The organism is Klebsiella michiganensis (assembly GCF_002925905.1).
Classification (GTDB): domain Bacteria; phylum Pseudomonadota; class Gammaproteobacteria; order Enterobacterales; family Enterobacteriaceae; genus Klebsiella; species Klebsiella michiganensis.
Genome location: NZ_PRDB01000006.1, coordinates 18,939 through 38,687, shown reverse-complemented (window position 1 = coordinate 38,687; position 19,749 = coordinate 18,939). Strand labels below are relative to the sequence as shown.

Below are 19,749 nucleotides of genomic sequence, written 5' to 3'. Positions count from 1 at the left end.
AAGGATAAGAGCCTATGTTCCGACACGTTAAGCAGCTTCAGTATACCGTAAGGGTCGCCGAGCCGAATCCGGGACTGGCGAACCTTCTTCTGGAACAATTCGGCGGTCCCCAGGGCGAACTGGCCGCCGCATGCCGGTATTTTACTCAGGGCCTGAGCGATGACGATCCGGGCCGTAAAGATATGCTGATGGACATTGCCACCGAAGAGCTGAGCCACCTTGAAATTATCGGCTCGCTGGTTGGCATGCTCAATAAAGGGGCCAAAGGCGCCCTGGCGGAAGGCGCGGAAAACGAAGCCGACCTGTACCGCTCGCTTACCGCTAACGGTAACGACAGCCATATCACCTCTTTGCTATATGGCGCAGGCACGCCGCTGACCAACTCCGCCGGGGTGCCCTGGACCGCTGCCTATATTGATACGATTGGTGAGCCAACCGCGGATTTACGCTCCAACGTGGCGGCCGAGGCGCGGGCCAAAATCATTTATGAGCGCCTGATCAACGTCACTGATGACCCCGGAGTGAAGGATGCGCTGGCCTTTCTGATGACCCGGGAAGCCGCTCATCAGCTCTCTTTCGAAAAAGCGCTCCAGTCCATCAGAAATAACTATCCGCCGGGAAAATTACCGCCCGTCCCTGAATACGCCAGCACCTACTACAATATGTCAGAGGGCGACGACATTCGCGGTAGCTGGAATAGCGATAGGCACTTCGAATATGTGGCAAATCCACAGCCTGCAGTGGATGGCGGAGAGGGTGGCGCCAGCGTTAAGCTAACGGCCAAACAAAAGGCCCTGGCCAAAGCCATGGCGGAACGAACCCAATCCGACCCGGATGGCGATCCTCTGACCGGCGCAGAGCTCGGCGCAGGCAAGAAAAGCCCTGGTCCTCGATAACCTGCTGTTAATCACTTCCCCCTGCTCAATTCGGGGGGTGTTCTGTGATGGGGTCCGGAATATGTTTGAACTCGACGCGTTTAATCTGGCTCGGCTGCAGTTCGCATTTACCGTCTCTTTTCATATCCTTTTTCCGGCGATTACCATCGGACTGGCCAGCTATCTGGTGGTGCTGGAGGGGATGTGGCTGCGGACAAAAGATGACGTCTGGCGCTCATTGTATAATTTCTGGCTGAAAATTTTTGCCGTTAATTTCGGGATGGGCGTGGTTTCAGGCCTGGTCATGGCTTATCAATTCGGCACCAACTGGAGCGGTTTCTCACAGTTTGCCGGTAGTATTACCGGTCCCCTCCTGCTTTACGAAGTGCTCACCGCCTTTTTTCTCGAAGCCGGTTTCTTAGGCGTTATGCTCTTTGGCTGGAACAAAGTTCCTCCCGGCCTGCACTTCTTCACCACCTGCATGGTGGCGCTGGGCACGCTGATGTCAACCTTCTGGATCCTCGCGTCAAATAGCTGGATGCAGACGCCGCAGGGTTTTACCATTGAAAACGGTCATGTCATTCCCCAGGACTGGCTGGCGATTATCTTTAACCCTTCTTTCCCCTATCGTCTGTCCCATATGGCGATTGCCGCTTTTCTCAGCAGCGCGATGTTCGTCGGCGCCTCCGCCGCCTGGCATCTTCTGCGGGGCAATGATACGCCGGCCATACGTAAAATGTTTTCCATGGCGATGTGGATGGCCCTGCTGGTCGCGCCGGTCCAGGCTATCGTTGGCGATATGCACGGGCTCAACACGCTTGAACATCAGCCGGCAAAAATCGCTGCCATAGAAGGCCACTGGGAGAACAAACCCGGAGAAGCCACCCCGCTGCTGCTGTTTGGCGTGCCCGATATGGATGAAGAACGCACCAAATACGGGCTGGAAATCCCTGCGCTTGGCAGCCTGATCCTCACCCATAGCCTGAACAAGCAGGTCCCGGCGCTGAAAGATTTTCCGCCGCAGAATCGGCCAAACTCCCTTATCGTCTTCTGGTCTTTCCGCATCATGGTCGGCATGGGCATGTTGATGATTGCCCTCGGCGTATGGAGCCTGTGGCTCCGCTACCGGCAGCGTCTTTTTCACTCCCGCGCCTTTCAGTGGTTTGCGCTGGCGATGGGGCCGGCGGGGCTGCTGGCGCTGCTGGCCGGCTGGATCACGACCGAAGCGGGACGCCAGCCCTGGGTCATCTATGGTTTATTACGCACCCGGGATGCGGTCTCTCTCCACAGCACAGCGCAAATGATCGTCAGCCTGCTGGTCTTTATCGTGGTGTACTGTTCGGTGTTTGGCGTAGGTTATTACTACATTATCCGGCTGATTCAGAAAGGGCCTCAGCCCGTCAGCGAATTGACATCGACAACCTCCGGTACGCCGGCTCGCCCCCTTTCCGCCGCAGAGGCCGTGCCTGAAGAGGAGACTCGCTAATGGGCATCGATATCCCCGTTATCTGGTTTGTCATCATAGTGTTTGCCACGCTGATGTATATCGTTATGGACGGCTTCGATCTCGGCATCGGAATCGTCTTCAGCTTTGTGCCCAACGCCAACGAGCGCGACGTGATGATGAACAGCGTCGCCCCGGTGTGGGACGGCAATGAGACATGGCTTGTGCTGGGCGGCGCGGGGCTATTCGGCGCCTTTCCGCTGGCCTACGCCGTCATCACCGATGCGCTAACGATTCCGCTCACCGCCATGTTAATTGGCCTGATCTTTCGCGGCGTCGCCTTCGAATTTCGTTTTAAGGCCACCCCCTCTCATCAAAAATTCTGGGATTACTCATTTGTGGGCGGCTCGTTGTTGGCCACCTTTAGCCAGGGGATAGTCGTGGGCGCGGTCATCAGCGGCTTTGAGGTTGCCGACCGCAGGTTCATCGGCTCAGCGCTGGACTGGCTGACGCCCTTTAGCCTGTTCTGCGGCTTAGGCCTGGTGGTGGCTTATACGCTCCTCGGCACCACCTGGCTTATCATGAAAAGCGAAGGCGCGCTGCAGCAGCGCATGCGTGAGCTGACCCGTCACACGCTTCTGGCGCTGATGGCGGTTATCGCCGTGGTCAGCATCTGGACGCCGCTGGGCTGGCGGTCCGTTGCTGAACGCTGGTTTACCCTGCCTAATTTCTACTGGTTTGTGCCCGTTCCCATTCTGGTACTCGTCTTTAGCCTGTGGATCTGGCGCCTGAGCGCTCATCCCGCGAGCCACGCCCGCCCTTTCCTCCTGACGCTTGGGCTTATTTTTCTCGGCTTCAGCGGTCTGGGCATCAGTCTGTGGCCCAATATCATCCCTCCGCATATCACGCTGTGGGAAGCCTCCGCGCCGCCGGCCAGCCAGCTATTTATGCTGGTAGGAACCCTGCTTATCATTCCGGTGATTTTGGTTTACACCGCATGGAGCTACTACGTATTCCGCGGCAAAGTTTCCGGAAATGAAGGCTATCACTGAGGTGGGCTATGGCTGACTGGCATACGCGGGCCATTATCTATCAGATTGATTCAGCGCTGTTTTACGATCTTAACGGCGATGGCTGCGGCGATATCGCCGGGATCGCCGCGAAGCTGCGCTATATTCGCCGGCTGGGCGCGACGGTGATCTGGATAACGCCCTTCTACCTGACGCCGTTTCTGGATGAGGGTTACGATGTCAGCGACCATCTGCAGGTCGATCCGCGATTTGGCCAACTGGCGGATATCATTGCTTTTATCGAGCAGGCCCGCGAATTAGGCATGCAGGTTATTATTGAATTACTGATCCAGCACACCTCCGACGCTCACCCCTGGTTTCAACAAGCGCGGCGCAGCCGTCGCTCGCCGTTCCGCGACTATTATCTGTGGGCAGATAGCGATGATGACGATACGCCGCCCATGTTTCCCGGCGTCGAAGAGAGCATCTGGTCGTGGGATGACGAAACCGGGCAATATTTTCGCCATATGTTTTACCGCCATGAACCCGATCTCAATCTGGCCTCTCCCGCGGTGATCAAAGAGGTCGAAAATATCGTTATCTTTTGGCTGAAGCTGGGGGTTTCCGGCTTTCGTCTGGATGCCGCCTCGCATTTGACGAAACAGGCCGGACGCGGCGAGGAGAAACGCGGGCTATGGCTCCTGGAGCATCTGCGTCGGCTGGTTGAACGACATAATCCGCAGGCCATACTGCTCGGCGAAGTCGACGTTGAGGTGGCGCAGTATCGCGACTATTTTGGCGATAATAACCGACTTAACATGGTACTTAACTTCTGGCTGAACAAATATTTTTACGTCAGCCTCGCCAGCCAGAGCGCCCGCCCGCTGATCGACGCCATCAAGAAAATGGTGGTGCCTCCTGACGCCTGCTGCTTCGCAAACTGGCTGCGCAACCACGATGAACTGGATCTTGAAGGGATCGGTAACAAGAACAAGCAGACCGTGCTGGATGCCTTCGCGCCGGATAAGGAGATGAACGTTTATCAGCGCGGTATTCGCCGTCGGCTGGCGCCCATGCTGAACGGCGACCGGCGGCGGCTGGCGTTCTGTCATGCCGTGCTTTTTTCGCTGCCCGGCGTACCGATCATGCGCTACGGGGATGAGATCGGCATGGGTGACGACCTGGCGTTGGAAGAGCGCTACGCGGTGCGTACGCCGATGCAGTGGGCCGGTTCAGCGGGCGGCGGCTTCTCCGCAGCCGATCCGCAGACGTTTGTGGCTCCCATGATCGACCGGGGACCGTTTCGCTATCAGAAAGTCAACGTCGCGGATTCCCTGCTGCACCGCCATTCTCTCCTGCACCGTATTATTGATATCGCCAATACGCGGTCAGAATTCCCGGAAATCGCCGTTGCGCCTTTCCGCATCATTAGCACCGATCGGCAGGCGATTCTTGGGATCTGCTACGATGACCACGAGCGCAGCGTCATCGCCTTTCTTAATTTCAGTGATAAACCGCTGCGTTTTACCGCGAAAGGGATCTATGCGGCGGTGTGGACGCCCTGCCTGGCCGACAAAACCTACGCGGACGCGCTCACTCCCGGTAAGCACGCTAAGCTGGAGATTAGCGCATATGGCTATCGATGGTTCTGGACCAACAGTAGCGCGCTGCGTTAGCGTTTTTTACGCGAGATAAACCATTTTGCTAAAAAAAGTACCCCCGCCGCTGCCGCGCCGCCCAGCAGCGCTTTTCCCGGCACGCCGGAAGTGATGGCGGTGGCGCGATATTTCGCCTCAGAGGAAAAACGCCCGTGCGTTTTATGCAATCCGCTGACCGGCTGTTCGAGATAGTCCTGACGGTCGTCGGCATTCAAGCGCCGGGTCATTTGCCCTTCCCACGCTTTTTTGACCATCAGCCGGTCAAGGAAGCCCGGGAAAAGAAATTGCCCAATAATGGACTGAATCGTGCTGCTCCCTACCCAGAGTTCGCGTACGGGCCGGCGCGCGACGTTGAAGATAGCCTGGGCGGCCACTTCCGGCTGAAATACCGGCGGCACCGGGCGCATCGCCCAGGCAAACTTATTGCGCGCCCACTCGAACTGCGGCGTATTCAGCCCCGGCATCTGTACCATCGCAATACTCACGCCGCTATTTTCATGCATCAGCTCCGTACGCACCGCATCGGTAAAACCCCGAATCGCGGCCTTTGCCCCGCAGTAGGCGGACTGTAGCGGAATGGAGCGATAGGCGAGCGCGGAGCCAACCTGGATAATCACTCCGCGATCTCGGGGCGTCATCAGCGCCAGCGCGGCGCGAGTCCCGTTGACGTAGCCGAGGTAGGTGACCTCGGTTACTCGTCTAAATTCGTCGTGGGTCATCGCTCTGAAAGGCGCCAGCACCGCACACATCGCGTTATTGACCCATACCTCGATAGCCCCGAGCCGATTTTCGATTTCGCCGGCGGCGGTCAAGAGCGCATCGGCATTTGCCACATCGGCCTGCACGGTATGCACCCGAACGCCGCAACGAAGGAGCTCCTGCTTCGTCGCCTCAAGGCTTCGGCCATCGCGGGCAATAATGCCGACGTCATAGCCTGCCCGCGCAAAGCGCAGGGCCGTTGCTTTACCGACTCCCGCAGTACCGCCAGTGATCGCCATGACTGCCATATAAACCTCCGCAATAAAAGCGTTACGCGCTCTGCCAGCCGGGCAGTTTCTCGATGAGCATCGCCAGTGAATAGCGTACGGCTTTCTCCACAACATCCTGGCACTCGCCGGAAAACAGCGTTTTATGCGCGTCGATACTGCCGCGAAAGTTCCACGCGAACCAGACGGTCCCCGCAGGGGTCCCGTCATCGCCGCCGTCCGGCCCCGCGTATCCGCTAATGGCGATACTGATATCCGCCCCGGAACGCGCCAGCGCGCCGGTGGACATCTCTTCAACGGTCTGCCGACTGACGGCGCTATATTTCTCCAGCGTTGAGGCGTTGACGTCGAGAAGCTGCTGTTTCGCCCGATCGCTAAAAGTGATTAAGCCAATATCGTAGAATGCGGCCGTATCCGCTTCCGCGCACAGCGCTGCCGCCAGGCTACCGCCGGTGCAGGATTCCGCGGTGGTTAAGCGTAAACGACGGTCAATCAGCGCGCTGGCGACCTGTTTAGTCAGCTCGCCGGTGGTTTTCGCCTGGTTATAAGGGTTATTTGACATAAAAAGACCTTTTTAACTCTCAGCAGGAATAATAGAAATGTGGCCATTCCGTTCCAGTATGGCATATTTGATTTTACTTAATTCCGTAATACCCTGATTCTGCCGCGCGGCGACCAGAATATCATCACAGGAGACGTCCACTTTTTTCAGCTTGTCAATTAACGGCACGCCATTTTCGACTAAAATCACCGGGCAACCATCAAGCGCTGACTCTGCGCCAGCGGAATATTTCTTCATTAATCCGAAAAGCATATCCACGACCACCAGCGTCATAATCGTCAGCATTGCGCCGGTCACCGAATAATCGTTCCCCAGCAGCGCCTGCTGGGTAGCCTCGCTGATAATAAGTAATAAAATCAGATCAAAGCTGGTCATTTGTAATAGCGCCCGGCGGCCGGCGATTTTAAACACCACCAGCAAAATTAAATATATCGCTAACGCACGCAAGACCATCTCCATCGCATCCTCCTAAGGATAAATAAATTGCCAGAAGCGGATTTCGGGTTCGCCGTTTAGCTGCAAAGAGTGGTTTAACTTACCTGGGCGGGTGGGCGTAACGTAGAGCCATATAGAAAAATTATTCATGCTTTTCAGATCATTATAGACCAGAAAGAGCCGGTCGTTCTGACTGTACATCCTGTCTGGCCGGGGCCAGATACTGCCAGGTTCAAAAGAAGAGGTAAAATCACCGCCAAGGCTAAAAATATATTTATCCGCGACCCGCGGGTGGGCGGTAATCTTTAGCCTGAATTCAGTTTGCAAACGACCGAAGCGGTCATAGGCCACCGTTAAATTGCGCTGCGCAGTTGTTTTTTCGGCAGTGCTAAAATATCCTCCAGAAAAGAGACCCAAAAGGGCTGCCAGTATGATCGCCAATAATATTCCGAGGCCTATCTGGCGGGCAGCGCATTCAAAATTAAGAAAAAATTCGTTCTCTTTAATCCCGGGCAGCCTCTCTTTTTCACTTGCCATTTTTCACCTCACCGTTGCGCTTATTATCGGAGCGCCAGTTTAAGAAATAGCAACCCGGTTTAATATGTCAAGTTCGTCGCGCCAAAGCCGGAATAATAGCTAAACGGGACATCTCGCTTGTTATTCGTTGAGCATCTCCCCCGCATCCATCCGGAGGAAGATGTTTCCATTTAGCGCGGCGGGTGCACGGATGTTGTCTCGAGCTTAGGCCGTTGACCGCGACAACATCCGTACCGCTCAGCAGGCGTGTCGTTAACTTTATTGTGAGTCAGGTCATGTTTTATAAAAATGAGGTTGACCCGGCTCCTGCGCGAAAATATTTTATGCCCATGTGATATCGATTTCATAAGAACCATGGCAACCATAAAAGACGTCGCTGTAAAAGCCGGCCTGTCGGTCACGACGGTATCCCGCTTCCTGAACAATCATCCTTATATCTCTGAAGATAAAAAGGAAAAAATCCTCGCGGCCATGAAAGAGCTGGATTACGAGCCGAGCACCGTCGCGCAGCAGATGCGCGGGGTGAAAACCCACCGGATTGGCGTGCTTATCTCAAGGATAACCAACCCTTTTTTTGCCAGCCTGGTCGACGCCCTTGAAGTTACGGCACGAAAAAACGGCTATTCGGTGCTGATCGTCCAGAACCACAATAGCGCGGGCGAAGAAGAAAACTGTCTCGATCTGCTGAAGAAAAAAATCATCGACGGGCTGATCTTATGCGCCGTAGAGAGTGACAAAGACGTCATTGAGCAATATCAGAAATATGGCCCCATCCTGCTGTGCAACACCAGCATAGATAATACCACTTTGCCCGTCGTCAGAATGAACGATGAACTGGCAACCTATAACGCCGTCAGCTGGCTGCTTAACAAAGGGTATAAAAAAATCGCCTACTCCACCGGTGGCGCATTCCAGCAAAAGGGCCACGGCAGCAGAAGGAACCGCGGCTTTATTGCCGCTATGCAAGACGGACAGCAGGCGGTTAACGAGCGGTTTATTTTTCGTCATGTCCACACCTGGCGCGACGGGCAGCGCCTGGCTGAGCAAATTCTGCAGATGACGAAAAGCGAACGTCCCGATGCGATTTTCGCCGGCAGCGATGAGGTCGCCTGCGGCCTGATTTCCGCGCTATCGGCCCACGGCGTCAGCGTTCCCGGCGAACTGGCGGTCATGGGCTTTGATAACCTTCCCGTGGCGGAGATGGTGCATATTCCGCTCACTACCGTTAGCCAGCCCATTGAGCAGCTGGGCCGCATCTCTGTAGAACGCCTGCTGTCCCTGATCAACCACACGCAGTATCGCTATGACGAGGAAGACCTGAAATCGGAACTGGTTATCAGAGCCTCGGCGTAATTTTTTTTCACTCAATATGGTATCGATTTCATACTCAGGAGAAATGATGAATCAATCACAACAAAGCGCATGGTGGAAAGAATCGGTTATTTATCAGGTGTACCCAAAAAGCTTCTATGACAGCAATAACGATGGCGTTGGCGATATCCCGGGTATTATCGCTAAACTGCCGTATCTGAAAACGCTGGGCATCACCCTGATTTGGGTCTCGCCGTTCTACCGCTCGCCGGGAGCAGATAACGGCTACGATATCGCGGACTACTATGCGGTGAATCCCGATTTAGGCCAGATGCAGGACGTTGATAACCTGATTAAACAGGCTGGCGAGCTGGGCATTGAGGTAATGGTCGACCTGGTGGTTAACCATACCAGCGATGAACACCCCTGGTTTCAGGCCGCGCTGGCCGACCCTCAATCGAAATATCGTGATTATTACATCTTTAAACCCGCCGCGGCGGGCGGCGCGCCCAATAACTGGCGATCGATTTTTGGCGGCAGCGCGTGGGAAAAAGTCGCTGGCGAGGAGTGCTACTATCTGCACGTTTTTCATAAAAAGCAGCCGGATCTCAACTGGGAAAACCCGCAGTTGCGCGAGGAAATCTACGCCATGATTAACTGGTGGCTGGATAAAGGCATCGCCGGTTTTCGCATCGATGCAATTACCTTTATTAAAAAAGATCAGGACTACGCCTCTCTGCCCGCAGACGGTATTGATGGTCTGGCATCGATTAAAGCGAAATCGCGCAACCGTCCGGGCATCGAGCGCTTTCTCCATGAGCTAAAAGAGCGCACTTTCCGTCGTCACCGCTGCGTAACCGTGGGCGAAGCGCCGGGCGTGCCTCTGGAAGAGTACGACAGCTATATTGGGCCAGACGGCTACTTTAATATGATTTTCGATTTTCACGCCGCCGATATTGATGTCGAAAACGGTTCTGAATGGTTTAAGCAGCGCGACTGGAACGTTCGCGAATTCAGGGAGGCGCTATTTGCCAGCCAACGGGCCTTTTGCCAGGCCGGCTGGGGAACGACGTTTATTGAAAACCACGACCAGCCCCGCGCGCTGTCCAAGCTTATCCGCGACGCGGATTATCAAAATGACATCGGTGCCAAAGCGCTGGCCGCGATGTACTTCTTTATGGCCGGAACGCCGTTTATTTATCAGGGCCAGGAGCTGGGGATGAAAAATTTCCGCCGACAATCGATCGCGGAATTTGACGATATTTCCAGTATTGATAACTACCACCGCGCCCTGGCGGAAGGTTTCTCTGAACAGCAGGCGTTAGGCTTTATCAACCAGCGCTCGCGGGACAATTCGCGAACGCCCTTTCCGTGGTCAGATAGCGCCAACGGCGGATTTAACCGGGGCGCGCGGCCCTGGCTGGCGTTTTCCGCAGCTGAATTCAGCGTCAACGCGCAAAGCCAGATAAACGATGCGGATTCAGTATTCGCGTTTTACCAAAAGATGATCGCCTTGCGAAATAAGCACTATCCGCAAACGCTGATCTATGGTTCATTCGCCGCCATAGAAGACGTTGACGATCGCATCATTGCCTACGAACGGAGAACGGCGACCGCGCGTTTTATCTCGATAACCAATTTAAGCGCACAGCCTCTGCCCTTTACGCTCCCGGCGGGTGAGATTGTCCTCAATAATTATGCCAACGCTGAGACTCCCCTGAAACCCTATCAAACCCTTCTCGTTAAGGAATGAGTCAAATATGAACAACTATAAAAATATCGCCGTTGAGATCGTGAATATCATCGGCAAGGAAAATATTGCCTCAGCCACCCACTGCGCCACCCGTTTACGTTTGCAGGTAAAAGATCGACAGAAAATTGATGACGATAAAATCCGCAATATTAGCGAAGTCAAAGGCGTATTTTTTAATGCTGGCCAGTATCAGATAATCCTCGGAACCGGGATCGTCAATAAGGTTTACCAGGCGTTTGTTAACGAATTCCAGGTGGCCGAAATCAGCAAGGATGAAATGACGAAGCAGAGTACGGGCCGGTTACAACGGGGAATTCGCAATTTATCGGACGTGTTTGTGCCGATTGTCCCGGTACTCGGGGCCACCGGCCTGTTTCTCGGCCTGAAGGGGGTCATTTTTAACGATACCGTCCAGGCGTGGTTTGGCGGCAGCGTTCATCAGGTTCCGGTGGCGCTGCAAACGCTGACCACGGTGCTTTGCGACACCGCTTTCGCCTTTCTGGCGGCGTTTATTTGCTGGTCGGCGTTTAAGAAATTTGGCGGTACGCCAATAATCGGCTTCTTAATCGGCCTGATGCTGGTCTCCCCCGCGCTGCCGAACGCCTATGACGTGGCGTACGGCAACAGCAGCCCGATTTATGTATTGGGTTTTATTCCTCTGGTCGGCTATCAGGGGTCTATTCTGACCGCCCTGATCACCGGCATTATCGGCGCTAAGCTGGAAATTTTTTTCCGCCGGGTGATGCCCAACTCGATGGATCTGATTTTTACGCCGTTTATCGTCATCCTGATTGCGGTGGCCATCGCTTTACTGGTTTTAGGGCCGCTGGTGCATGCATTTGAACATTATGCCGTGATGGCTATTCAGCAATTTCTGACGTTGCCTGCGGGTATTGGCGGTCTGTTAATCGGCTTCATCTATCCCATTGCCGTGATGACCGGGATGCATCATATGTTTATTATGATTGAAACCTCGCTGATTGCCGGTACCGGGTTTAATCCATTAATTACGGTGTGCGCGATGTACGGTTTTGCCAACGCCGCCGTATGTCTGGCTATTTCACTGAAGGCGAAAAATATCGCGTTTAAAACCGCCGGGATTTCCGCGACCATTACTCAGCTATTAGGCGTTTCGGAACCGGCTTTATTCGGTATCGTGATGCAATCCGGGCTACGGGCGATAATGGTGATGCTCACCAGCTCGGCGCTGGGCGGCATGGTGCTGTCGCTATTGTCGATAAAAGCGAACTCATACGGTCTGGCGGTCCTGCTGTCGCCGCTGATGTATCTCTACGATCGCTATCAGTTTGTTACCTATATCACCGTCGGACTCGCGGTCTTTATTTTTGCCTTTATTATCACGTTCATTTTTGTCAAAACCGATAAAGCGACCAAAGAGGCCTGAAAAAAATAAAGCCCAACTATTAATTTAACACCCCAATAAACATCCCATTTTAATGGCACAGTAACCTGTGCTCTGCGTCCGCGCGTCCAGAGCACAGCTACCCCTGTACAGGTATTAATGATGAAAGCCTATATGCTTACGCTCTGCGCGCTGGCTTTGCCAGCATCCGCCGCTGCGGCGGATACGACCCTGAATGAAATTAACGCCCGACTCGAAAGGCTTGAGGCCGAATTAAAACAGTCGCGCATCCAATTACAGGATGCGACGCGAAAAATAGACGCGGCGGAAAAAAGAGCGGCCAGCGCCGAAAAAAACGCGGCGCGCGCGCAAGAAAGATTACAGTTTGTCGAACAGCAAACCGAGCAAGACCTGGCGCGAATAAAAAGCAAACCGTCGCAGCCTCTTATCGCACAAGAGAAGGATCGGGAGATTAAATTCGGCGGCTACGCGCGCAGCGGAATATTGACCAGCAAAGGCACCACCAGCACCGTAGGCCCCTCTCTGACGCCTGCGGGCAGTACCGGCGGCAGCGTCGGACGCCTGGGCAATGAATCAGATACCTACGTAACCGCCGATATCAACTACCGGCGAAAATATGATAATAACAGCCAGCTGCGTTATTACATGAAAATCGCCGAGTGGGATAAAACGTATAATACCGACAGTTCATTCAACGGTCAGATGAACGTACGGCAGGCGTTTGTCGAAATGAGCGATATGCCTTCGTTTAGCGGCGCATTTAAACAGGCCACGCTGTGGGCCGGCAAGCGTGAAGACCGGGATAACTTTGATATTCACTGGCTTGATTCCGATATGATGAATTTAATCGGTACCGGCGCCGGTATTTATGACGTGAACTTGTGGGGCGATATCAAAACCAATCTCGCCGTATACGGGCGTAATTTCAACGATATCGATACGATGGACAACGTTGAATATAACAACATGACCGGCGCGGATAACACCTATATTCAAAACTACACCTTCTCGCTGAATAACCGGCTGGACAGCTGGCAGTGGATGCTCAACGGGTTATACTCGCAGGACAACGATAAACGCATTAACGATGGCCTGGCGTCGGATAAAGCGACCTCGCAGGGGTTCAACACCATGCTGGCGTACCATGGCGACAGCTTCTACGGCCTGCGTCCCGGCAGTACCAAAACGGCCCTGCTTTATGGCCGCGCGCTGGGAGCGGAGGTTCGCGGCCCGGGCTCCGACGGCTATCTGATAAACCCGGCATGGACCGTCAAGTTTGCCTCTTACGGGACAACGTCCCTCACCGACAGGCTGAGCTTCGCGCCGCTGATCGTCGCCCAAAGCAGCAATAGCCGCTATATCGATTCAGACCATTACGACTGGGTGACCCTGAACGCGAGAATAATTCAGCAGATTAATCAGAACTTCGCCCTGCAGTACGAAACCAGCTATCAGTATATGGATATCGATCCGAAAGGCTTTAATGGCAACAGAGCTGCCAGCGGCAGCTATTACAAGCTGACGTTTGCTCCTACTTTCAAGATGCAGAACGTGACGGACTTCTTTGAACGCCCGGAAATCCGCTTTTTTGCCACCTGGATGCGCTGGGACAAATCGCTGGATGACTACTCCTCGACGGACACCTTCGGCAGCGCCGGATACCATAGCGCGGGGACGTTATTCTTCGGCGCCCAGCTCGAAACCTGGTTCTGAAAGCCTGCCTCTTTGACTAACCCCGAGGAAGAGGCGCGCCAGTAATTGGCCCTCTTCCTCATTTTGAACCACAATTATTGGGCCAGATTTCCGTTACCCGGAAATGATCTATCGTGGAGCTTTTCAACTGGCGGAAGGCCACCGACAACAAATGTGATAACAACAACGGCGGGTCAGTCATTATGAAGAAAATTGCCATTATCGGCGCAGGTCCAACCGGAATTTATACCCTGTTCTCATTACTCAAACAGGGCGAGCCGCTGGACGTGTCAATTTACGAGCAGGCCGAGGAAGCGGGCGTGGGCATGCCCTACAGCGATGAAGAGAATTCGCGCATGATGCTGGCCAATATCGCCAGCATTGAAATCCCCCCCATTCAGAGCACCTATCTCGACTGGCTGAAAGCCCAGAGCAGGACGCACCTTGCGCGCTATGGCGTGGATTACGACGCTTTGCACGATCGTCAATTTTTACCGCGCATCCTGCTGGGTGAATACTTTCGCGACCAGTTTCTTGCGCTGGTCGGAGAGGCCAGGGAGCAGGGCTTTCGCATCCGGATCAATGAGTCCTGCCGGGTCAGCGACCTGCAGGCGACCGAAGAAGGGGTCAGACTGTGGGTCGAGGATGAGCCGGTCGCTGAAGCCTTTGACCTCGCGGTGATCGCCACCGGACACGTCTGGCCCGATGAAGAAGAGTCGACCCGCACCTGGTTTCCCAGCCCGTGGTCTGGCCTCATGGAGGCCAGCATTCCCCCCTGCCGGGTGGGCATTATGGGCACCTCGCTAAGCGGAATTGACGCCGCGATGGCCGTCGCCGTCCAGCACGGTCGGTTTATCGGGTCTGACGATGACGCCCTCGCCTTCAGGCTGGACGAGGCAAGCGAGGCGCTAAGCATCGTGCTGATGTCGCGCTCCGGCATTTTGCCGGAAGCGGATTTTTACTGCCCCATTCCCTGGGAGCCGCTGAGCATCGTCAGCGAAAGCGCGATGGAACAAGCCATCGCCGCGGGCAGCGACGGTCTGCTCGATCGCGTCTTTGAGCTGGTGGCGCAGGAAATCACGCTTGCCGACCCCCTATGGAGCGAAAATATCGCCCTTCACAGCCTTAACGCCGACAGCTTCAGCGAGGCGTGGTTTGCTAAACGCCAGAAGCATAATCCGTTCCACTGGGCGCTGGATAACCTTGAAGAAGTTGAGCGCAACAAGCGCGCGCGATATACGGTTCCCTGGCGCTACGCGATCCTGCGGCTGCATGAAGCCGTTCAGGCGATGGTGCCTCACCTTAATGACCATGACCGGGAGCGTTTCAAAAATGGCCTTGCGCGGGTCTTTATCGACTGCTATGCCGCCATTCCTTCGGAGTCTATCCGCCGGCTGCTGGCGCTGCGCGAAGCGGGCGTCATCAGTATTCTCGCCTTAGGGCATGACTATGAGATGGCGGTAGAGCAGGAAAAAACGGTGATTACCAGCGAACAAAATCGCTATACGTTTGATGTGTTTATTGATGCCAGAGGGCAAAAGCCACTGAAAAATAAAGATCTTCCCTTCCCGCATTTAAGGGAGCAGCTGCTGGCGACCGGAGAAGAGATTCCTGAGGTCGGAGACGACTATACGTTGCGGGAACCACCCGAAGTACGCGGGCGCATCGCGTTCGCCGCCATTCCCTGGCTGATGCACGACCAGCCTTTCGTTCAGGGTATCACCGCCTGCGCGGAGATCGGCGCGGCGATAGCGAAAGCGATATCCCAGCCGGCAAGCCGCTCGCGCAGGCGTTTGTCCCCGCTCGATCTGTAGGAAAGAAAAATAGCCGCCCGTTGACGGGCGGCTATTGTTAACGCTTTTCAGGCTGGGGATGCCAGGGATCTTTTTTATGATCTTCGCTGTCGTCTCTTTTACGCGGCACTTCCCCCTGCTCGCGCGGGTCCTCTTTCGACGGATGACGGCCCCGCTTATCCGGGTCGGCTGGATGCTGTACGGACATCAATTCCTCCTGCTTGAGCGGTTATTTCTGGATCCGGTCCACCCGCACTACCGGCGGCGTCATTTTTTTATCGAGGCTGCCGTTGATGCTGATCATCTGATCGGGCTTCACTTCGCGGCCATCAAAAACCGCGGCGGGGATTATCACTGCAATGGTGTCGGTTTTATCGCGAAAGCTGTAGCGGTCATTACCGTGCTGCTCGATAAGATTGCCGCGTAATGAGATGGTTGCCCCATCGTGCATTTCCAGGGCCTGGCGCACGGTCATAATTCGCCCGTCCTCCGTCCCGCGGTAGCCATCGTCAATTTTATGCGGTGGCGGCGGAGCGGCATCTTTTTTAAATCCCCCGTCATCCGCGGCATAAACGCCCTGAGCCATCAGCGCACAGAAAATAACGGACAGTAATTTTTTCATCAACCATACCTCCGGCATATTTTTGTCTTGTCTTAATAAGTCTGGTTGCTGATGATCATTTTCACAAGTTCCGTACCTGATGAATCGCCCGGGAAATATTTTTTACGACTTCACCGCCCGCGTAAATATGAGCGCCGGGCAGCATTAAAAAGGCGCTAAATATACCGTCGGGCTTGCGATAGAATAATCCTAAAATGCCAAACGACGCTGGTGCCTCTCATTTTGAAAAGTTTCCCGGCAATCAGTAAATTACCGTTGGGAAAGGAATCAAAGCGCCAAAATTATAAAAGCGAAGCCGTTCAATTATTCTTCAATATTCCACGGCAGGCTGACCAGGCAACTACGCTTACTCTTTTAACACGAGGAGGTCAGTATGAGCGACAACGCTAACAATACCGAGAAGTATCCCCGTCCCCCCTTTGTTGACCAGCCGCAATCGCCGCCGGGTCTTGCCGAAGAGATGAAGCCGCAGCCGGATCACGGTGAGCTGAGCTATGTCGGTTCCGGTCGGCTCGCCGGTAAGCGCGCCCTGATTACCGGCGGCGATTCCGGGATTGGGCGCGCGGTCGCGATCGCCTTCGCCCGCGAAGGCGCCGATGTGGCGATAAACTATCTGCCGGAAGAGGAGTCCGATGCGGAAACCGTAGTTGCCCTGATTCAGGCCGAAGGACGTAAAGCCGTCGCGATTCCGGGAGATGTGCGCGACGAATCCTTCTGCGAAACCCTGGTGGAACAGGCCGCCAGCGAACTCGGCGGGCTGGATATTCTGGTCAATAACGCCGGACGCCAGCAATATTGCGAATCACTGGAAGAACTCACCACCGCCGACTTTGACGCCACCTTCAAAACCAACGTTTATGCGGCCTTCTGGATCACCAAAGCCGCCCTGCGTCATCTTAAAGAACACAGCACGATTATTAATACTTCATCCGTCCAGGCCTTTAAGCCGAGCCCCATCCTGCTGGACTATGCGCAAACCAAAGCCTGCCTGGTGGCGTTCACGAAATCGCTGGCCAAACAGCTGGGGCCGAAGGGTATCCGGGTAAACGCGGTCGCCCCCGGTCCCTACTGGACGGTGCTGCAGTCAAGCGGCGGCCAGCCGGATGAGAAGGTGCGTCAGTTCGGCGCCGATACGCCGCTGGGGCGTCCCGGGCAGCCGGTGGAGATTGCGCCGCTGTACGTTACCCTTGCCTCTGATGCCTGCTCCTTCACCTCCGGCCAGGTGTGGTGCTCCGACGGCGGCGACGGCGTGCTGTAAATCCCTCGCGGCGGCGCGCCCTCAGCGGTGCGCCGTCGTCTTAAGACAGGCGAGGTATTTCTGCGCTGAGTCTAAAACGATCTGCCGGGCATTTTTGGGGACGTTCTGCCCCTTAAAGGCGCCGTACAGCGCCCCGAAAGGCGTATCGCCCAGACGTTCAACGATCTTCTCCACGCTGGCGGCCGCCAACGGCAGCAAATTGGGATAGCTCCACATAAACGAAACGGCGCGCCCCCCCGGCGTCACCTGGATAATATCGCCCGCCAGCATAATACCGTCATCTTTCGCCCAGTGCAGAACGGTTCCTCCGGCGAAATGACCGCCCAGGCGCAGCAGCCGCACCGCCGGGAGGATCTCCAGCGCATCTCCTTCCCATAGCGTGATGGCCGGGCTATCGCGCATAATCCATTCGCGATCGCTGGCGTGGAGATAAATTCGCGCATTAAAGGCGTCGGCCCAGTCCTGCATCGTGGTGTAGTAATGAGGATGGGAGATGGCGATCGCGTTTATCCCGCCCAGGGCGGTAATCAGCGTTTTGCTGGCGGCATCAAGATTGGCGATGCAGTCCCAGAGAATATTCCCCTGCGGCGTTAGCAGCAGAAAGGCGCGCTGATCGATTGCAAATTTCGGTACCGTCCTGACGCTCAACAGCCGATCGTTATGCTGCTGCCACGTATTCGTATGCGTCTCGGTCAGATCGTCTGGCTTGATCCAGACCTGCCCGCTGGCCGGGACGTACTGGCGTTCATCCTCACAGATACGACAATGGTTCAGGGTGTTGCCGCGATCGTCATAAGACGTCCCGCAGGTTGCGCACAGCTTAATCATCACTTCTCCTTAAGAAATCATTCAGGAAGCCGTAATGAGTATGGCAGACAGGAAATTTATGGCAGGAGGTGGGCATCTCAGGGCTTCCGTGCCCTGAAAGAGAAGTTTATTCGAAATAAACGTCAGGGTTTTCCGACAGCGACACAAAGGTTTTGCTGTTTTTATCCAGCGCGCGAATGTCACCGCTTTCAATATCGTAGAACCAGCCGTGCAGACGCAACGTGCTATCCCGCAGACCCACGGCAACCGACGGGTGGGTTTTAATATTGTTCAGCTGGGCGATAACGTTTTCCTGCACCATACCGTTGACTTTATCGGTCTCGTTGGCCCAGGTTTTCTTCTCCACGACGGCTTTCGCTGCATCGGAGTAGCGCAGCCAGTGGGACACGGCAGGCATGGGGTCCAGGCACTGACAGGTGGCGATGGCTTTCATCGCGCCGCAGTTGGAGTGGCCGCAAATGACGATATCGGTCACGCCCAGGGCCACGACTGCATACTCGATCGTCGCGGAAACCCCGCCCGGCTCAGGACCGAAAGAGGGCACGATATTCCCGGCGTTACGGATCACAAACAGCTGGCCCGGCTCCTGCTGGGTCACCAGCTCCGGCACCAGGCGGCTATCGGAACAAGAGATAAACAGCGCTTTAGGATTTTGGCTGGAGGCCAGGCTGCGGAAGAGCTCTTTACGTTGCGGGAAAATCTCTTTCTGGAAGTTGAGGAAGCCCTCAATGATATGTTGCATAGCAGTGTCTCTTTTCTCTGTTTTAATGACGATATGACAAAGATCACATTTAGCCAGTTTATCACCGACGCGCGAAATGGGAATCGTTATTCGAACAGGCGATGAAACATCGCGCCGTAAAGTCGGGTGACAGCACGCTAAAGATTGTTTATTTTTTGACGGTGAAACAATCATGAGCGGGAGCCGGATGCGACTTTAGCGCTCAACATCAACCAGGAGCGTTTATGTTTTTATCCAGCCTGATGGCCATTGCCGCCGTACTCATTATGGGCGTGATCAGCCCCGGCCCAAGCTTTATTTACGTGGCCCGCAACGCCGTTGCGCGCTCAAGGATGCATGGTCTGGTCACCGCGCTGGGAACCGGGACGGGGGCGGCTATCTTTTCGATTATGGCCATGATGGGGCTGCAAAAAGTGCTGACCGCGGTGCCGGAAATGTTTATTGGCCTGAAGGTCGCGGGCGGCCTCTATCTGCTCTGGCTGGGGTATAAAATCTACCGCGGCGCGGCGCGGCCGATGGATTTTGCGGCAGGCGGCATGGCGGCGGAACATTCCCTGCTGAAAACCTTCCGCGATGGCCTCTATACCCAGCTCAGCAACCCAAAAACGGCGCTGGTGTTCGCCTCTATTTTTACCGCCCTGCTGCCGGAGCGCATCCCGCTGGCCTTTTACTATATCGTGCCGCTGATGAGCTTCCTGATTGACGTCAGCTGGTATTCGCTGGTAGCCCTGGTGCTCTCTTCCGCGCGACCGCGCAGCGTCTACCTGCGCATGAAGCGTAAGATCGATATCGTCACCGCCACGGTGCTGGGCGCGCTCGGCCTGCGCCTGATTGCCACTTCGCTGTCAAAGTAGGCCAG

General features: G+C 55.1%; 19 protein-coding genes. 11 read left to right on the top strand and 8 right to left on the bottom strand.

Going from position 1 to position 19,749, the window contains the following annotated elements:
- The first annotated feature begins 14 nt into the window (after positions 1 to 14).
- From CDA56_RS14375 to CDA56_RS14360, 4 genes are all read left to right on the top strand, one after another.
- Positions 15 to 896, top strand: a complete 882-nt coding sequence (locus CDA56_RS14375; protein ID WP_075594675.1) for a manganese catalase family protein — start codon at positions 15 to 17, stop codon at positions 894 to 896.
- Positions 897 to 957: 61 nt separating this feature from the next.
- Positions 958 to 2,361, top strand: a complete 1,404-nt coding sequence (locus tag CDA56_RS14370; RefSeq protein WP_025105843.1) for a cytochrome ubiquinol oxidase subunit I — start codon at positions 958 to 960, stop codon at positions 2,359 to 2,361.
- Positions 2,361 to 3,371: a cytochrome d ubiquinol oxidase subunit II gene (cydB, locus tag CDA56_RS14365; protein ID WP_103814335.1), complete on the top strand. Its 1,011-nt coding sequence runs from the start codon at positions 2,361 to 2,363 to the stop codon at positions 3,369 to 3,371. The genes CDA56_RS14370 and cydB overlap by 1 nt, the downstream gene beginning before the upstream one ends.
- 8 nt (positions 3,372 to 3,379) lie before the next feature.
- Entirely contained in the window at positions 3,380 to 5,005 is a 1,626-nt protein-coding gene (locus tag CDA56_RS14360; protein WP_103814337.1) for an alpha-amylase family protein, read from the top strand.
- Here CDA56_RS14360 and CDA56_RS14355 read toward each other — a convergent pair.
- The 4 genes from CDA56_RS14355 to CDA56_RS14340 are packed head-to-tail and all read right to left on the bottom strand — an operon-like array spanning position 5,002 to position 7,507.
- Positions 5,002 to 5,994, bottom strand: a complete 993-nt coding sequence (locus tag CDA56_RS14355; protein WP_103814339.1) for an SDR family oxidoreductase — start codon at positions 5,992 to 5,994, stop codon at positions 5,002 to 5,004. The two genes, CDA56_RS14360 and CDA56_RS14355, sit on opposite strands and share 4 nt — an antisense overlap.
- Before the next feature lie 22 nt (positions 5,995 to 6,016).
- Positions 6,017 to 6,535 carry a 2-oxo-tetronate isomerase gene (locus CDA56_RS14350; protein WP_009653693.1) on the bottom strand — a complete coding sequence of 173 codons (519 nt, stop codon included), beginning with the start codon at positions 6,533 to 6,535 and terminating at the stop codon, positions 6,017 to 6,019.
- 12 nt (positions 6,536 to 6,547) lie between these two features.
- The gene (locus CDA56_RS14345; protein ID WP_103814341.1) at positions 6,548 to 6,994 is read right to left on the bottom strand and encodes a DUF421 domain-containing protein; all 447 of its coding nucleotides are present in this window, start codon (positions 6,992 to 6,994) and stop codon (positions 6,548 to 6,550) included.
- A gap of 9 nt (positions 6,995 to 7,003) precedes the next feature.
- Positions 7,004 to 7,507 (bottom strand): hypothetical protein, encoded by a 504-nt coding sequence (locus CDA56_RS14340; RefSeq protein WP_032749758.1) that lies wholly within the window; start codon positions 7,505 to 7,507, stop codon positions 7,004 to 7,006.
- Between the two features lie 354 nt (positions 7,508 to 7,861).
- Here CDA56_RS14340 and CDA56_RS14335 point away from each other — a divergent pair, with 354 nt between their 5' ends.
- The 5 genes from CDA56_RS14335 (at position 7,862) to CDA56_RS14315 (ending at position 15,461) form a co-directional block, all read left to right on the top strand.
- On the top strand, positions 7,862 to 8,860 hold the full coding sequence (locus CDA56_RS14335; protein ID WP_004851570.1) for a LacI family DNA-binding transcriptional regulator: 999 nt from the start codon (positions 7,862 to 7,864) through the stop codon (positions 8,858 to 8,860).
- A 43-nt stretch (positions 8,861 to 8,903) separates the two neighbouring features.
- Entirely contained in the window at positions 8,904 to 10,571 is a 1,668-nt protein-coding gene (locus CDA56_RS14330; RefSeq protein WP_227632993.1) for an alpha-glucosidase, read from the top strand.
- A 7-nt stretch (positions 10,572 to 10,578) separates the two neighbouring features.
- A complete protein-coding gene (locus tag CDA56_RS14325; RefSeq protein ID WP_025105851.1) occupies positions 10,579 to 11,976 on the top strand; it encodes a PTS transporter subunit EIIC in 1,398 nt (465 codons plus the stop codon).
- A gap of 117 nt (positions 11,977 to 12,093) precedes the next feature.
- Positions 12,094 to 13,668 (top strand): carbohydrate porin, encoded by a 1,575-nt coding sequence (locus CDA56_RS14320; protein ID WP_103814345.1) that lies wholly within the window; start codon positions 12,094 to 12,096, stop codon positions 13,666 to 13,668.
- Positions 13,669 to 13,850: 182 nt separating this feature from the next.
- Positions 13,851 to 15,461, top strand: coding sequence for an FAD-NAD(P)-binding protein (locus tag CDA56_RS14315; protein WP_139536122.1), 1,611 nt, complete (start codon positions 13,851 to 13,853; stop codon positions 15,459 to 15,461).
- A gap of 37 nt (positions 15,462 to 15,498) precedes the next feature.
- On the opposite strand, the gene CDA56_RS30935 is transcribed toward CDA56_RS14315, so the two are convergent.
- Entirely contained in the window at positions 15,499 to 15,648 is a 150-nt protein-coding gene (locus tag CDA56_RS30935; RefSeq protein WP_004851580.1) for a hypothetical protein, read from the bottom strand.
- 21 nt (positions 15,649 to 15,669) lie between these two features.
- Positions 15,670 to 16,062 (bottom strand): YdeI family stress tolerance OB fold protein, encoded by a 393-nt coding sequence (locus CDA56_RS14310; RefSeq protein ID WP_014229620.1) that lies wholly within the window; start codon positions 16,060 to 16,062, stop codon positions 15,670 to 15,672.
- A gap of 373 nt (positions 16,063 to 16,435) precedes the next feature.
- Here CDA56_RS14310 and CDA56_RS14305 point away from each other — a divergent pair, with 373 nt between their 5' ends.
- Positions 16,436 to 17,320 carry an SDR family oxidoreductase gene (locus CDA56_RS14305; protein ID WP_032719241.1) on the top strand — a complete coding sequence of 295 codons (885 nt, stop codon included), beginning with the start codon at positions 16,436 to 16,438 and terminating at the stop codon, positions 17,318 to 17,320.
- A gap of 21 nt (positions 17,321 to 17,341) precedes the next feature.
- On the opposite strand, the gene CDA56_RS14300 is transcribed toward CDA56_RS14305, so the two are convergent.
- The gene (locus tag CDA56_RS14300; protein ID WP_014838678.1) at positions 17,342 to 18,148 is read right to left on the bottom strand and encodes an MBL fold metallo-hydrolase; all 807 of its coding nucleotides are present in this window, start codon (positions 18,146 to 18,148) and stop codon (positions 17,342 to 17,344) included.
- A gap of 106 nt (positions 18,149 to 18,254) precedes the next feature.
- On the bottom strand, positions 18,255 to 18,890 hold the full coding sequence (locus CDA56_RS14295; RefSeq protein ID WP_004119381.1) for a carbonic anhydrase: 636 nt from the start codon (positions 18,888 to 18,890) through the stop codon (positions 18,255 to 18,257).
- 224 nt (positions 18,891 to 19,114) lie between these two features.
- Between CDA56_RS14295 and CDA56_RS14290 the strand changes: the two genes are divergently transcribed.
- Positions 19,115 to 19,744 carry a LysE family translocator gene (locus tag CDA56_RS14290; protein ID WP_032692917.1) on the top strand — a complete coding sequence of 210 codons (630 nt, stop codon included), beginning with the start codon at positions 19,115 to 19,117 and terminating at the stop codon, positions 19,742 to 19,744.
- The last annotated feature ends 5 nt before the right edge of the window (positions 19,745 to 19,749 follow it).

Bases quoted from the DNA above. Each gene is read 5' to 3' on its own strand.
- CDA56_RS14375 (WP_075594675.1), top strand. From the start codon at position 15: ATGTTCCGACACGTTAAGCAGCTTCAGTATACCGTAAGGGTCGCCGAG.
- CDA56_RS14370 (WP_025105843.1), top strand. From the start codon at position 958: ATGTTTGAACTCGACGCGTTTAATCTGGCTCGGCTGCAGTTCGCATTT.
- cydB (WP_103814335.1), top strand. From the start codon at position 2,361: ATGGGCATCGATATCCCCGTTATCTGGTTTGTCATCATAGTGTTTGCC.
- CDA56_RS14360 (WP_103814337.1), top strand. From the start codon at position 3,380: ATGGCTGACTGGCATACGCGGGCCATTATCTATCAGATTGATTCAGCG.
- CDA56_RS14355 (WP_103814339.1), bottom strand. From the start codon at position 5,994: ATGGCAGTCATGGCGATCACTGGCGGTACTGCGGGAGTCGGTAAAGCA.
- CDA56_RS14350 (WP_009653693.1), bottom strand. From the start codon at position 6,535: ATGTCAAATAACCCTTATAACCAGGCGAAAACCACCGGCGAGCTGACT.
- CDA56_RS14345 (WP_103814341.1), bottom strand. From the start codon at position 6,994: ATGGAGATGGTCTTGCGTGCGTTAGCGATATATTTAATTTTGCTGGTG.
- CDA56_RS14340 (WP_032749758.1), bottom strand. From the start codon at position 7,507: ATGGCAAGTGAAAAAGAGAGGCTGCCCGGGATTAAAGAGAACGAATTT.
- CDA56_RS14335 (WP_004851570.1), top strand. From the start codon at position 7,862: ATGGCAACCATAAAAGACGTCGCTGTAAAAGCCGGCCTGTCGGTCACG.
- CDA56_RS14330 (WP_227632993.1), top strand. From the start codon at position 8,904: ATGATGAATCAATCACAACAAAGCGCATGGTGGAAAGAATCGGTTATT.
- CDA56_RS14325 (WP_025105851.1), top strand. From the start codon at position 10,579: ATGAACAACTATAAAAATATCGCCGTTGAGATCGTGAATATCATCGGC.
- CDA56_RS14320 (WP_103814345.1), top strand. From the start codon at position 12,094: ATGATGAAAGCCTATATGCTTACGCTCTGCGCGCTGGCTTTGCCAGCA.
- CDA56_RS14315 (WP_139536122.1), top strand. From the start codon at position 13,851: ATGAAGAAAATTGCCATTATCGGCGCAGGTCCAACCGGAATTTATACC.
- CDA56_RS30935 (WP_004851580.1), bottom strand. From the start codon at position 15,648: ATGTCCGTACAGCATCCAGCCGACCCGGATAAGCGGGGCCGTCATCCG.
- CDA56_RS14310 (WP_014229620.1), bottom strand. From the start codon at position 16,062: ATGAAAAAATTACTGTCCGTTATTTTCTGTGCGCTGATGGCTCAGGGC.
- CDA56_RS14305 (WP_032719241.1), top strand. From the start codon at position 16,436: ATGAGCGACAACGCTAACAATACCGAGAAGTATCCCCGTCCCCCCTTT.
- CDA56_RS14300 (WP_014838678.1), bottom strand. From the start codon at position 18,148: ATGATTAAGCTGTGCGCAACCTGCGGGACGTCTTATGACGATCGCGGC.
- CDA56_RS14295 (WP_004119381.1), bottom strand. From the start codon at position 18,890: ATGCAACATATCATTGAGGGCTTCCTCAACTTCCAGAAAGAGATTTTC.
- CDA56_RS14290 (WP_032692917.1), top strand. From the start codon at position 19,115: ATGTTTTTATCCAGCCTGATGGCCATTGCCGCCGTACTCATTATGGGC.